The following is a 13,626-nucleotide window of genomic DNA, read 5'->3' as shown; positions in this document are numbered from 1 at the left end:
TTGATTTAATTAGCGCTGAAACACTATATAGGGCGGTTGTCGTTTTATTTATTCAAATTATTGCATTAGGTATGCGTGAAATAAGAATCACGATACTCCAGCCAATAATGGGCACAGCGTTGCGCCAGCAATTGTGCCGGATCGTGGGAAACGTCAAGCACAGGAGAATTCACCGCACGCAGAGCCACCGGCACTTCAGTACAGGCCAACAGCAGTTGCTCAGCACCGCGCGTCAGCAATGCCTCGGCCAGAAGCGCAAGTCGTTCCCCGCCTTCGCTTACCGCTCCGCGTTTTACCGCGTAACAGCCTGGAACAAACCACTGCTGTAGTTCCTCTGTGGAAGGCTGCAGCACATCAATACCCTGTGCAGCCAGCCCGCGCTGATACCAGCCGGCATCCAGCGTGCCCTGCGTGGCAATCAGCCCTACTCGCTGCGGCTTTTGCGGCAGGCTCAGCAGATGCTCAACGGTGGCATCGACAATATGCAGTAACGGCGCGGCGCTGGCGCGGCTCAACGCTTCAAACCAGTGATGCGCCGTATTACACGGGATGGCAATGTGGCTGGCTCCGGCCTGATTCAGCTTTTCGATGCCGTGCAATAACTGCGGCAGTGGCGAAGGACCAAGCCCGGCAAGGGCTTTTTGCCGATCGGCAACTTGTGGCACATTCCATACCACCGAAGGCAATTGCTGCTGGTCGCTCTGCGCCGGGGTTGCCACCAGCAACTGATGCTGAAAATCGAGCGTGGCGAGCGGCCCCATGCCGCCCAGCACACCGAGCAAAAAGGGTTTAGCCACGATGATGCGCTTCCAGCACCTGACGATAGCCAAACAGCCCGGCAGAACCGCCAGTATGAACAAAGACCACGTTTTCATCACGACCAAAGTGGCCTTTACGGATCAGGTCGATAAGCCCGGCGGCGCCTTTACCGGAGTAAACCGGATCAAGCAATATGCCTTCATGACGCGCAAACAATGTCAGTGCTTCCAGCATATTTTCCGTCGGCAGGCCGTAGCCGTCGCCAACGTAATCGCTGTTCGCCACTACCGCGTCACGCGGTAATTCACCGCTAATCCCCAGCAGTTCACGGGTGCGCGATGCCAGATTCCATACGTTCTCTTCCTGCTTCGCTTTTGGCGCGCGCACGCTGATACCGAGTACGGGGATCTGGCTGTTGGTTGCCGTTAAACCAGCAACAAGCCCTGCTTGCGTGCCGGTGCTGCCGGTGGCATGCACCACGTGATCAATGCGTAAACGCAGTTGCGAGGACTGGAACAGCAGCTCTTCGGCGCAGGCGACATAACCGAGCGCGCCGATAGGGTTGGAACCGCCGCCGGGAATGACATACGGGTTGTGCCCCTGTTCGCGCAGCTGTTGCGCCAGCTCTTCCATCGCGTTCTGCATATCGGTGCCGCCCGGCAGATGGGCGACAATCTCACCGCCCAGCAGGTCATCCAGCAAAATATTGCCGGAGCGCTGGTAATCTTCCCCAAAATCGGTAACGCGTTTTTCCAACAGCACTTTGGTTGGCAAACCGAGCTTTGCCGCCCCGGCGATGGTCTGGCGTACATGGTTCGATTGTGTTGCGCCCTGGGTGATGATCACATCGGCTTTTTTCGCCAACGCATCCGCCAGTAAAAATTCCAGTTTGCGCGTTTTATTTCCACCGGTAGCAAGCCCGGTTGCATCATCGCGTTTAATCCATAATTTGGGGCCGCCGAGTAAAGCGGTTAAATTTTCCAGCGGTTCTAATGGCGTGGGGAAATGCCCTAAAGACAGACGAGGGAAACGGGCCAGATGCATAATCGCTCCTTGCAAAATAGGCAGATACCGAAGCGATAATGCTCCGGTTTTAATTGGGTGAATTAAGGATGGATATTCACTATATAGATCTGCGTGCTCGGGCTAACGATAAATACCAAATATCAATGTGCAGGAAATAACTAAGACATATAAAAAGCCCTTCACAAGGAAGGGCTTCGCAATATTACTGGTCGGTTTTCTTTTTCGCCGCGCGTTTTGCTTTGGTAGCGGCGGCGATTTTCTGCGTTTTCGCCGACGGTTTTTTGGCTTTTTTCGCTTTGCCTTTTCCACCTTCACCGCGGAAGGCGCTGTCTGGCTCGAAATTCACTTTTTTGCCCATCTGGCGGCGCGGCGGCTTTTTCGCAGCGCCGTTTTTGCCTGCCGAACCTTTTTTCGCTCTTTCACGCTCGGTTTTCCCCACATTACGCGGGCTGCGCTCACTGGAGATCAGCGAGAAGTCGATTTTGCGCTCATCCATGTTGACCGCTTCGACTTTTACCTGCACCCGATCGCCGAGGCGATACGTCTGTCCGCCGGATTCGCCAATCAGGCGCTGACCGATCTGATCGAAGCGGTAGTAGTCGTTGTCCAGCGAAGAGACATGCACCAGCCCATCGATAAACAGATCGTCGAGCCGCACGAAGAAACCGAAGCCGGTGACGCTGGCAATAACGCCCGGGAAGGTATTGCCGACCTGATCCTGCATAAAGTCGCATTTCAGCCAGTCCGAAACATCACGAGTGGCTTCATCAGCGCGGCGTTCGGTCATCGAACAGTGCTGACCCAGTTGCAGCACCTCTTCCATGCTGTAGTGCCAGCCGCCAGTTTCGGTGCTGTTGCCCTTCAGCCCCTGCTCTTTCGCCAGTAAATATTTAATGGCGCGGTGCAGAGATAAATCCGGGTAGCGGCGAATCGGTGAAGTGAAGTGCGCATAAGATTGCAGCGCCAGGCCGAAGTGACCGCGGTTTTCCGGATCGTAGATCGCCTGTTTCATCGAGCGCAGCAGCATGGTTTGCAGCATTTCGTGATCCGGGCGATCGGCAATCGATTCCAGCAGCTCGGCGTAATCGCGCGGCTCCGGTTTATTGCCGCCCGGCAACTCCAGCCCCAGCTCGGCAAGCACGGAGCGGAACGCGGTGATCGCATCATTGGTCGGTTTATCGTGAATACGGAACAGCGCCGGCTCGTCGGCTTTCTCCACAAAACGCGCCGCCGAGATGTTGGCGAGGATCATGCACTCTTCAATCAGCTTGTGCGCATCGTTACGCTGAGTCTGCTCAATACGCTCAATGCGGCGCTCGGCGTTGAAGATAAACTTCGCTTCTTCGCTTTCAAACGAGATACCGCCGCGCTCAGCGCGCGCCTGATCGAGCACTTTATACAGGTTATGCAGCTCTTCGATGTGTTTCACCAGCGGCGCGTACTGCTCACGCAGTTCCTGATCGCCTTGCAGCATATGCCACACTTTGGTGTAGGTCAGACGTGCGTGGGAGCTCATCACCGCTTCGTAGAATTTAAAACCGGTTAAGCGCCCTTTTGAGGAGACAGTCATTTCACAGACCATACACAGGCGATCCACTTGCGGGTTCAGCGAGCACAGACCGTTTGACAGCACTTCCGGCAGCATCGGCACCACTTGCGACGGGAAGTAAACTGATGTGCCACGGTTACGGGCTTCGTTATCAAGCGCGGTGCCATGACGCACGTAGTAGCTCACATCGGCAATCGCCACCCACAAGCGCCAGCCGCCGCCACGTTTCTTCTCGCAGAAAACGGCATCGTCGAAGTCGCGCGCGTCTTCGCCATCAATGGTCACCAGCGGCAGATCGCGCAGATCCACGCGTCCGACTTTGGCCTCTTCCGGCACTTGCTCTTTCAGCCCGGCGACCTGTTTTTCCACTTCTGGCGGCCACTGGTAAGGAATTTCATGAGTACGCAGCGCCATGTCGACCGCCATGCCGGTACCCATATTGTCGCCGAGCACCTCGACGATTTTACCAATCGCTTTTGTGCGGCGAGTTGGACGCTGCGTCAGCTCAACGACCACCACAAAGCCCATGCGCGCGCCCATAATCTCTTCAGGCGGGATCAGGATGTCGAAACTCATGCGGCTATCATCCGGCACGACAAAACCGACACCTGCGTCGGTAAAGTAGCGGCCAACGATCTGCCCGGTTTTCGGCACCAGCACGCGTACAATACGCGCTTCGCGGCGGCCTTTACGATCGGCACCCAGCGGTTGCGCCAGCACCTGATCGCCGTGAATACACATTTTCATCTGCTCGCTGGAGAGATAAAGATCGTCTTTGCGGCCTTCAACGCGCAGAAAACCATAGCCGTCGCGGTGACCAATCACTACGCCTTTGAGCAGATCGAGACGTTCCGGTAAGGCGTAGCACTGACGGCGGGTAAAGACTAATTGCCCGTCGCGCTCCATAGCGCGCAGACGGCGGCGCAGCGCTTCTTGTTGCTCTTCACCTTCGATATTGAGTTCGATGGCCAGTTCATCCCGGCTGGCTGGTTTTTCGCGTTTGGCTAAGTGATCGAGGATGAATTCGCGGCTGGGAATGGGGTTGGTATATTTTTCAGATTCGCGTTCGAGGAAAGGATCTTGTGACATTGCGGTTCCTCCGTTGTCAGCTCTGGTGGAAATTTTCGTCATTCCACCAGCAATAATTTGTAAAGCGGTTGATTCTCTTCAACCAAATCGGCCAGCGTGTAGTTATCCAGCTCCTTAAGAAAACTTTGCACAGCTTTGGCAAGCGCCTTTTTCAGGCGACAGGCATTGGTAATATGGCAAAACTCGCTGCTGCAATTGACCAGCGCCAGCGGCTCCAGCGAGCGGACAACATCACCAATACGAATATCCTGCGCGGGTTTCCCCAGCCGGATCCCACCGTTTTTCCCACGGACGGCCGCGACGTAGCCTTCACGGCTCAGCTGATTGATTATCTTGACCATATGATTACGGGACACGCCATACGTTTCTGTAACTTCAGTAATGCTGGTCATTTGTCCTGCCGGCAGCGACGCCATGTAAATCAGGGCGCGCAAACCGTAATCGGTAAAGCTTGTTAACTGCACATCAACCTCATAAAAGGGAAAAAGATGAGATACCCGCAGGTATTGACACTATTGATGATAAACCAGCCACCTGTCAGGTCGCTAATTTATTTGAACGGAAGGGTGAAAAAAGCGAAGAAAAAGGGCGCGATTTACGCGCCCTTAAACCACATTATGCGTCGAACGGATCGCGCAGGATCATGGTTTCAGTACGATCCGGACCGGTGGAGATGATGTCGATCGGCACGCCGGTAAGTTCTTCAATGCGTTTGATGTAATTCAGCGCCGCCTGCGGCAGACCGCTGCGATCTTTGACACCAAAGGTCGATTCAGACCAGCCAGGCATGGTTTCGTAAATCGGCTCGATACCTTCCCAGTTGTCAGCCGCCAGCGGCGTGGTGGTGACTTCGCGGCCATCCGGCATGCGGTAAGCAACGCAGATTTTCACTTCCTTCAGGCCGTCCAGCACGTCCAGCTTGGTCAGGCAGAAACCAGACAGGGAGTTGATCTGCACTGCGCGACGTACAGCAACCGCGTCCAGCCAGCCGGTACGACGACGGCGACCCGTAGTGGCGCCATATTCGTTACCCTGCTTGCAGAGGAACTCGCCGATATCGTCGAACAGCTCGGTCGGGAACGGACCCGCGCCTACACGCGTGGAGTAAGCTTTAATGATGCCGAGCACGTAATCCACGTAACGCGGGCCAAGGCCGGAACCCGTCGCTACACCGCCAGCGGTGGTGTTGGAGGAGGTCACGTACGGATAAGTACCGTGATCGATATCCAGCAGCGTACCCTGCGCGCCTTCGAACATCACGAAATCGCCGCGTTTACGCGCTTGATCCAGCAGATCGGAAACGTCTACCACCATTGCCGTCAGGATGTCGGCAATCGCCATCACATCATCCAGCACTTTCTGGTAGTCCACCGCTTCCACTTTGTAGAAGTTCACCAGCTGGAAGTTGTGATATTCCATCACTTCTTTCAGTTTGTCGGCGAAAGTCGCTTTATCGAACAGATCGCCAACGCGCAGACCGCGACGAGCGACTTTATCTTCGTACGCCGGGCCGATACCGCGACCGGTAGTACCGATAGCTTTCGCGCCGCGCGCTTTTTCACGCGCCACGTCCAGCGCCACATGATAATCAAGGATTAACGGACATGCTTCAGAGAGCAGCAGACGTTCGCGAACCGGGATACCACGGTCTTCCAGTTCTTTCATCTCTTTCATCAGCGCAGCGGGAGACAGCACAACGCCGTTACCGATGATGCTGGTGACGTTTTCGCGAAGAATGCCTGATGGAATAAGATGGAGGACGGTTTTTTCACCGTTGATTACGAGAGTATGGCCTGCGTTGTGACCGCCCTGGTAGCGTACAACATATTTAGCCCGTTCAGTCAGAAGATCAACAATCTTCCCTTTACCTTCGTCACCCCATTGGGTGCCCAGTACGACGACGTTGTTACCCATTTTTCAAAATCACCGTTTGCTTAAAAATGGATTCTACCACCGCTTTTTTTCAGATTCAGCACTTTTTCTGTGCAAAAATGCCCAAAGAACGCCTGATTTCCCTCAGCCAATCGTTTTCCTCAACATGTAGTAGATAACCACACCCGCGACCACAAGCCCACCGCCAAATCGACGCAAAAGATGATCCGGCAACAGGCTCAGAGAGGCGATCATACGCCGCCAGGCGCGCGGATAAAGCATCGGTCCAAGCCCTTCCAGTACCAAAACCAGCGCCAGAGCGAGCCAGATTGTCGAATTCATTGCTGATCCTTATAAACACAAAACCACCGCCGGAAAAGGCGGTGGTTTTTATGATGAAAACTGCAGGTTATCTTAACGAGTCGCGGAAGTCGGCGTCTTCATATAACGGAAGAAATCGCTATCCGGGCTAAGCACCATCACATCCTGGTTGCTCTGGAAGCTGCTTTCATAGGCACGCAGGCTACGGATAAAGGCATAGAAGTCCGGATCCTGACTGAATGCATCAGCAAACAGCTTCGCCGCTTCAGCATCACCCTCACCGCGCAGGATACGCCCCTGACGCTCAGATTCTGCCAGCGTTTTGGTCACTTCGTAATCCGCTGCGGCACGCAGTTTTTCCGCTTCTTCCTGACCCTGTGAACGGTGGCGACGGGCAACCGCTTCACGCTCGGCGCGCATACGGTTGTAAATCGCATCCGACACTTCAGTCGGCAGGTTGATCTGCTTAATACGCACATCAACCACTTCAATACCTAACGCCGCCATACTGTTCGGGTTGATAACCGGCACTTTACCGTTGGTTTCAGCCTGAACGCGCTCCGCTGCTTTTGCGATGGCGTCATCGGCAGCAGGCGTCGACACTTCGTCTTCTGTACCCGCAGAACCCGAATTCAGCGCATCGCGCACTTCGAGCGTCAAACGACCGCGAGAATCGGTAACGATGTCTTTTACGTCCAGACGACCAATTTCAGAACGCAGACGGTCAGAGAACTTACGTTTCAGCAGCACTTCCGCCTGGGAGACGTCACCGCCGCCGGTCGCCAGATAGTAACGGCTGAAATCGCTGATACGCCACTTGATGTAAGAGTCGACGATCAGATCTTTTTTCTCTTTGGTCACAAAGCGATCCGCCTGGTTATCCATGGTCTGGATACGTGCATCAAGCAGCTTAACCGACTCAATAAACGGCAGTTTGAAATGCAGGCCCGGCGCATATACCAACGGCTTGTTTTCATCATCACGCAGCACTTTACCAAAGCGCAGCGAGATACCGCGCTCGCCTTCTTTCACTACAAAGATAGAGGTGTAGAGCACTACCAGCGCGATGATGATGATTGCGATAACTGACTTACGCATCGTTATTCCCCCTGACGCTGGTAATCGTTACGCTGCGCGTTAACGCGGCGTTGGTCCATGATATCTCCCGCAGAGGTTGCGGGGGCGCTGTTTGCGCTGCTGCTGGAGCTTGACGCTGGCGGCAGACGCAGCAAGTTATTCGCGCCACTGTTGTCACTCTTTGCCGCAGGAGCAGTGTTACCGCCTTTCAGCATCTGATCCAGCGGCAGAACCATCAGGTTGCCGCCTTTATCGTTAACCAGCACTTTGCGGGTATGGCTCAGCACTTTTTCCATGGTTTCGATATACAGACGCTCACGGGTAATTTCCGGCGCGGCTTTATATTCCGGCAGGATCTTAGCGAAGCGCGCCACTTCACCCTGTGCTTCCAGGATAGTTTGCGTTTTGTACGCGCGCGCCTCTTCGAGGATACGCTGCGCCTGACCGTTCGCACGCGGCTGAACTTCGTTGGTGTAGGCTTCGGCTTCACGGATGTACTGTTGCTCGTTTTCACGGGCGGCAATCGCATCATCAAACGCGGCTTTCACCTCTTCCGGCGGACGAGCGGCCTGGAAGTTAACGTCCAGCAGGGTAATCCCCATGTTATACGGGCGAATGGTCTCTTCCAGCTCGCGCTGGGTATCGCTACGAATAACGGTACGGCCTTCGGTCAGAATACGATCCATGGTGTATTTACCGATAACGCCGCGCAGCGCGCTGTCCGTTGCCTGACGCAAGCTGTCGTCGGCGCTGGTAACGCTAAACAGATAGCGCTCAGGATCGGTAACGCGATACTGTACGTTCATTTCAACGCGCACGACGTTTTCATCAGACGTTAGCATCACGCCGGAAGCCGCCAGTTCACGAACAGATTCTACGTTTACTGCAGTTACGTTATCGATAAAGGTCGGTTTCCAGTTGAGGCCCGGTTCAACCAAATGACTGAACTTGCCAAAACGAGTCACAACGCCACGTTCCGCTTCTTTAATGGTGTAGAACCCGGTTGCAGCCCAGATAATAACGACCGCTGCGGCAACGATGCCCACAATACGCCCGCTCGCCTGGCCGCGCGGGCCAGAGGAACCCGGATTACCGCCGCCGGTGCTTTTACCACCGCCCAGGCCACCGAGTTTTTTACTCAGTTTGCGGAAAATATCATCCAGATCAGGTGGTCCCTGATCGCGACCGCCTTTGTTTCCATTTCCCTCAGAGTTGCCGCCTGGTTTGCTGCTTCCCCACGGGTCGCGGTCTTGTCCGTTGTTACCGGGCTGATTCCACGCCATGTATGTGCTCCATATTTATTTGCGGTGTATACCCGGCCTTTGGCGGGCACCCCCAAAGGGGAAAAATCTTCAGGCTGCCGGTCAAACGACGTACTCTTCGAGTGCCGGTTCTTGTTTACAGAGTCGACGCCAGTCGACGATCGGCATACGCACCTGCATACCTACGCTGCCATCGTCTTCCATCCACTCTTTTTCTATTGCCTGAAGCTGGTAAAACCGACTTCTCAGACGCCCTTCCTGCGGCGGTAATCGCAGCGTGTGCTGCGCCACTTCACCCGCAAGACGCTCAGTCAAAGCCTGGAATAACAGTGGTACGCCAACCCCTGTCTGCGCGGAGAGCCAGACACGGATCGGTTTGTTCTCTTCATCCCGATCAATACGCGGTTCGAAATCGTCCAGCATATCGATTTTGTTCATCACCAGCAGCGTTGAGATTTCGTGCGCCTCAATCTCTTCCAGCACGGTGTTCACTGCATCAATGTTTTCCTGCACTCGCACATCGGCGGCGTCAATCACATGCAGCAACAACGTCGCCTGGCGCGTCTCCTGCAAGGTTGCTTTAAACGCGGCAACCAAATCGTGCGGCAAGTGGCGAATAAACCCTACCGTATCTGCCAGCACCGTTTCACCGACATCCGCGACATCAATACGACGCAGGGTCGGATCGAGGGTGGCGAATAGCTGATCGGCTGCATAGACCTGCGCTTCCGTTATCTGATTAAACAGCGTGGATTTACCGGCGTTGGTATACCCCACCAGCGAGACCGTTGGAATATCGGCTTTCGTGCGGGAACGACGCCCTTGTTCACGCTGCTTTTCAACCTTTTCGAGGCGCGAGAGGATCTGAGTAATACGATTACGCAACAAACGACGGTCGGTTTCGAGCTGGGTTTCACCCGGACCGCGCAAACCAATGCCGCCCTTTTGTCGTTCAAGGTGGGTCCAGCCACGCACAAGGCGTGTCGCCAGATGGCGCAACTGCGCCAGCTCAACTTGCAATTTCCCCTCATGCGTACGCGCACGCTGGGCAAAAATATCTAATATCAGACCGGTGCGATCGATGACTCGACATTCGCACAGTCTCTCCAGGTTACGTTCCTGGGCTGGGGTTAGCGCATGATCAAAGAGCACAACAGAAGCGCCCGCAGATTTTACGGCATCCGCAATTTCAACTGCTTTACCTTCACCAACAAAATACTTTGGATGCGGTGCTTTACGGCTACCGGTAATCACCTGCATTGCTTCGACACCGGCGGAAGAGACCAGAGATTCAAACTCCTGGAGGTCTTCCATATCTTTGTCTTGCGAAAAATAGATGTGTACCAGTACCGCCTGCTCACCGGCGTCATAACGGTCAAACAAGCGTAAACCCTCATAAAATACCAGCGGGGAACACAGCTTTACTGGCTCCCCGATCTGGAAAATCAGCCGTCAACCTTATTCGGTCTCTTCGCCTTCCTGCTGTGCAGAGCCCTGCGCGTTGCTACCGTGATGGTAGTTACTGCTGGTACCGCCGCCGGCATTGTTGCTGTGATGAGAAACCGGACGAGATGGAACAACAGTTGAAATCGCGTGCTTATAGACCATCTGACTGACCGTGTTTTTCAACAGGATCACGAACTGATCGAAAGACTCAATTTGCCCTTGCAGCTTAATACCATTCACCAAATAAATTGAAACTGGAACACGTTCCCGACGCAGTGCGTTCAGGAACGGATCTTGTAAAGATTGCCCCTTAGCCATTCTATCTTTTCCTTATATGCTTGTTTTGTACTTAGAACCCGTAAGTTCTGAAAACTGCGTAAAAATTTGCGCGCCATACGACTTAATTGTACACATTCACCCTGCGATAGCACTAACAACCTGTAGCACGTCACGGTAAGACTTTTCTGGCTTTTCACTCTCTAACCAGTGAACGCCATCCCAGCCCCGTAACCAGGTTATCTGCCGCTTGGCTAACTGCCTCGTCGCGCAAATACCTCGATAAACCATTTCATCGTATGAAATTTCGCCTTCAATGTATGACCACATCTGGCGGTATCCCACACAACGAACGGAAGGCATATCCGTATGCAAATCACCGCGAGCAAAAAGCGCCCGCACTTCTGCTTCAAAACCTGAAGCCAACATCTGATGAAAACGCTGCTCGATTCGTTGATGGAGCAGTTCACGGCTCGCCGGGGCGATGGCGAACTGATGCACCTGGTAAGGCAGAGCGTCTCCTGACGTTTGCGTCAGATCCGTTAAAGTTTTACCCGAAATGAAAAAAACTTCCAGTGCCCGGGAAAGCCTTTGCGGATCATTTGGATGAATCCGCGCTGCCGCAACGGGATCGATCTCCCGCAACTGCTGATGCAACGCTTCCCATCCACGCTCTGCCGCCTGTTTTTCAATGTCTGCTCGCACTTGCGGGTCTGCTGACGGAAGAGGCGATAAACCTTCCAGCAGCGCCTTAAAGTAGAGCATCGTACCGCCCACTAGCAGAGGAATGCGCCCTGCATCGGTTATCTCTTTCATCTCCACCAGCGCATCGCGGCGAAAATCAGCGGCGGAATAAGCTAACGCCGGATCGAGAATATCCAACAACCGGTGCGGCGCAGCCTGTAATTCTTCCGCGCTCGGCTTGGCGGTACCAATATCCATTCCCCGATAAATAAGGGCTGAATCTACGCTTATCAACTCTACTGGCAAAACTTTACGAAGCTCAATGGCTAATGCGGTTTTGCCGGAGGCCGTGGGCCCCATCAAAAAAATAGCCTTCGGCAGGCCAGCCTTACTCACTTCACTCATTTTTCAGGGCGTTCATCGCCTTTTGTAAATCAACAGGTTGTAATAAACCATCCGGCGGGGTCTTCACCAGATGCGGACAAAGCCGTTCAACGTCGGCAAGCAGGGTTATCGCCTGCGCCACACTCCATTGTGGATGTTCACTCGCCAGCTGGCGCGCCAGCCAGTGAGCAATATTCACCGCATCAATGCTTGTCTGCTGCGCCAGGTAGCCTATCAGAGCGGGAATCAAGATTTGTAAATTTTGTTGGCGCAAGGGTAAAGGCACTGCGCGAATGGTCACGTGCTGTCCATCGGGAACAAATTCGATGCCCATTTCCGCCAGCACCGCCTGAGCACGCTTCAATACGGCGCTCTCTTGCGCAGAGATTTTTAAACGCACCGGAATCAATAACGGCTGACCGCAAGCAGGCGCGTGGTCTGGCGACAGTTGCGCATGGCGCAGCCAACGTTCAGCCACCGGCAGCGCCAGTAGTGCCAGTTTTCCGTCCCGCTCAAGTAGCGCAAAATGCGGCGCTATAAGCGTCAATACGCGACCAAAACTCTGGCTGTGCCCGTCCAGTGCCGGAGCGGCAGACTCCACTTTTTCATTTTTACGATCGGTAACTGGAGTTTCCAGCAATTGTCGATAGAGCGCCCCCTGCTGTTTCTGATAACCCGGCTGAGCGTTAGGCCACGGTTGAGCACCTGCGGTATTGCTACGCGCTCCACCGGAAGAAGGTGGGGAAACACGCGGCGCTTGCGGCTCGCGAGCGACCAGCGGTTCGGCAAACTGGTTACGCCCTGCCGCCACGCGGTTTTCCGGCAGCGCTCTTGGCGCGGGCTCTTCAGAAAGCGGTAACGGTGTTTCTATCTGCTGTTGCAGCACACTTAACACGCCCTGGTAGATAAAATCATGTACCAGGCGCGACTGATGAAAGCGCACTTCATGTTTTGCCGGATGGACATTCACATCCACTTGATGCGGATCGATTTCCAGATAAAGCACAAACGCAGGCTGCTGATCCGCGCCCAGCTTATCTTCACATGCCTGGCGAATGGCGTGGTTTATCAGCCGGTCGCGCATCATGCGGCCATTTACATAGCAATACTGGATCTCAGCGAAAGCGCTGGAGGTACTTTTGGGATCGGCCACCCAGCCGCGCAGGGCTAGGTCACCATGCTGCCATTCAATGGCCAGCGCCTGCTCTAAAAATGCCGTGCCGCAAATCGCGCCAAGGCGGCGCTCTTTCTGCCCCCCTTCAGCAACCGCGCGGTACTGACGCACCAGTTTACCGTTGTGATTGAGGTTAATGGTGACATCAAAACGCGCCAGTGCGATACGGCGGATAACTTCATCGATATGGCCGAACTCGGTTTTTTCCGTGCGCATAAATTTGCGCCGCGCCGGCGTGTTATAAAACAGATCCAGCACTTCAAGCGTTGTGCCCACCGGGTGCGCAGCGGGTTTCACCGTCACCGCCATCTCGCGCCCTTCGGCGTAAGCCTGCCAGGCTTCTTGCTGTTCGGCAGTACGGGAAGTCAACGTTAAACGGGAAACCGAGCTGATACTCGCCAGCGCTTCGCCGCGAAAACCAAGACTGATAATCGCTTCCAGGTCATCCAGAGAGGCAATTTTACTGGTGGCATGACGCGCCAGCGCCAGCGCCAGTTCCTCTTTTTTGATGCCGACACCGTTATCACGGATACGAATTAACTTCGCGCCGCCGCGCTCGATATCAATATCAATGCGCGTTGCGCCAGCATCAAGGCTGTTTTCCACTAACTCTTTCACCACCGACGCAGGGCGTTCAACCACTTCGCCCGCGGCGATCTGGTTCGCAAGCTGTGGCGGTAGAACCTGTATCGGCATGAAATAAATCC

General features: G+C 54.5%; 12 protein-coding genes. All 12 read right to left on the bottom strand.

The genetic code is table 11. The features are described from left to right. Nucleotides 1-65: 65 nt before the first annotated feature. The gene (gene cuyB, locus M8Q36_RS08210; protein ID WP_249880559.1) at nucleotides 66-797 is read right to left on the bottom strand and encodes a cysteate racemase; all 732 of its coding nucleotides are present in this window, start codon (nucleotides 795-797) and stop codon (nucleotides 66-68) included. Continuing rightward, nucleotides 790-1,803, bottom strand: a complete 1,014-nt coding sequence (cuyA, locus tag M8Q36_RS08205) for a D-cysteate sulfo-lyase (protein ID WP_249880558.1) — start codon at nucleotides 1,801-1,803, stop codon at nucleotides 790-792. The genes cuyB and cuyA overlap by 8 nt, the downstream gene beginning before the upstream one ends. A gap of 184 nt (nucleotides 1,804-1,987) precedes the next feature. Then, nucleotides 1,988-4,423 carry a ribonuclease R gene (gene rnr, locus M8Q36_RS08200; RefSeq protein ID WP_249880557.1) on the bottom strand — a complete coding sequence of 812 codons (2,436 nt, stop codon included), beginning with the start codon at nucleotides 4,421-4,423 and terminating at the stop codon, nucleotides 1,988-1,990. Nucleotides 4,424-4,461: 38 nt separating this feature from the next. Continuing rightward, nucleotides 4,462-4,887 (bottom strand): nitric oxide-sensing transcriptional repressor NsrR, encoded by a 426-nt coding sequence (nsrR, locus tag M8Q36_RS08195; RefSeq protein ID WP_249880556.1) that lies wholly within the window; start codon nucleotides 4,885-4,887, stop codon nucleotides 4,462-4,464. Nucleotides 4,888-5,038: 151 nt separating this feature from the next. Next, nucleotides 5,039-6,337, bottom strand: coding sequence for an adenylosuccinate synthase (purA, locus tag M8Q36_RS08190; RefSeq protein ID WP_017459166.1), 1,299 nt, complete (start codon nucleotides 6,335-6,337; stop codon nucleotides 5,039-5,041). 102 nt (nucleotides 6,338-6,439) lie between these two features. Then, entirely contained in the window at nucleotides 6,440-6,637 is a 198-nt protein-coding gene (locus M8Q36_RS08185) for a DUF2065 domain-containing protein (RefSeq protein WP_017459167.1), read from the bottom strand. 72 nt (nucleotides 6,638-6,709) lie between these two features. Further along, the gene (gene hflC / locus M8Q36_RS08180; protein WP_017459168.1) at nucleotides 6,710-7,714 is read right to left on the bottom strand and encodes a protease modulator HflC; all 1,005 of its coding nucleotides are present in this window, start codon (nucleotides 7,712-7,714) and stop codon (nucleotides 6,710-6,712) included. A gap of 2 nt (nucleotides 7,715-7,716) precedes the next feature. After that, nucleotides 7,717-8,976: an FtsH protease activity modulator HflK gene (hflK, locus tag M8Q36_RS08175; RefSeq protein WP_249880555.1), complete on the bottom strand. Its 1,260-nt coding sequence runs from the start codon at nucleotides 8,974-8,976 to the stop codon at nucleotides 7,717-7,719. Nucleotides 8,977-9,057: 81 nt separating this feature from the next. Further along, nucleotides 9,058-10,338: a ribosome rescue GTPase HflX gene (gene hflX, locus M8Q36_RS08170; protein ID WP_249880554.1), complete on the bottom strand. Its 1,281-nt coding sequence runs from the start codon at nucleotides 10,336-10,338 to the stop codon at nucleotides 9,058-9,060. A 75-nt stretch (nucleotides 10,339-10,413) separates the two neighbouring features. Further along, nucleotides 10,414-10,719, bottom strand: coding sequence for an RNA chaperone Hfq (gene hfq, locus M8Q36_RS08165; RefSeq protein WP_017459171.1), 306 nt, complete (start codon nucleotides 10,717-10,719; stop codon nucleotides 10,414-10,416). Between the two features lie 96 nt (nucleotides 10,720-10,815). Continuing rightward, the gene (miaA, locus tag M8Q36_RS08160) at nucleotides 10,816-11,766 is read right to left on the bottom strand and encodes a tRNA (adenosine(37)-N6)-dimethylallyltransferase MiaA (protein WP_249880553.1); all 951 of its coding nucleotides are present in this window, start codon (nucleotides 11,764-11,766) and stop codon (nucleotides 10,816-10,818) included. Next, complete coding sequence (mutL, locus tag M8Q36_RS08155; RefSeq protein ID WP_249880552.1) at nucleotides 11,759-13,615, bottom strand: DNA mismatch repair endonuclease MutL; 1,857 nt, start codon at nucleotides 13,613-13,615, stop codon at nucleotides 11,759-11,761. Before mutL ends, miaA begins: the two co-directional genes overlap by 8 nt. Between the last annotated feature and the right edge of the window lie 11 nt (nucleotides 13,616-13,626).

The organism is Kosakonia sp. R1.Fl (assembly GCF_023516815.1).
Classification (GTDB): Bacteria; Pseudomonadota; Gammaproteobacteria; order Enterobacterales; family Enterobacteriaceae; genus Kosakonia.
Note: the sequence above shows the minus strand (reverse complement) of the source record. Positions and strands in the feature narration are given on the sequence as shown.

Coding starts and splice junctions, on each gene's coding strand:
- cuyA (WP_249880558.1), bottom strand. CDS start 1,803: ATGCATCTGGCCCGTTTCCCTCGTCTGTCTTTAGGGCATTTCCCCACG.
- rnr (WP_249880557.1), bottom strand. CDS start 4,423: ATGTCACAAGATCCTTTCCTCGAACGCGAATCTGAAAAATATACCAAC.
- purA (WP_017459166.1), bottom strand. CDS start 6,337: ATGGGTAACAACGTCGTCGTACTGGGCACCCAATGGGGTGACGAAGGT.
- M8Q36_RS08185 (WP_017459167.1), bottom strand. CDS start 6,637: ATGAATTCGACAATCTGGCTCGCTCTGGCGCTGGTTTTGGTACTGGAA.
- hflC (WP_017459168.1), bottom strand. CDS start 7,714: ATGCGTAAGTCAGTTATCGCAATCATCATCATCGCGCTGGTAGTGCTC.
- hflK (WP_249880555.1), bottom strand. CDS start 8,976: ATGGCGTGGAATCAGCCCGGTAACAACGGACAAGACCGCGACCCGTGG.
- hfq (WP_017459171.1), bottom strand. CDS start 10,719: ATGGCTAAGGGGCAATCTTTACAAGATCCGTTCCTGAACGCACTGCGT.
- miaA (WP_249880553.1), bottom strand. CDS start 11,766: ATGAGTGAAGTGAGTAAGGCTGGCCTGCCGAAGGCTATTTTTTTGATG.
- mutL (WP_249880552.1), bottom strand. CDS start 13,615: ATGCCGATACAGGTTCTACCGCCACAGCTTGCGAACCAGATCGCCGCG.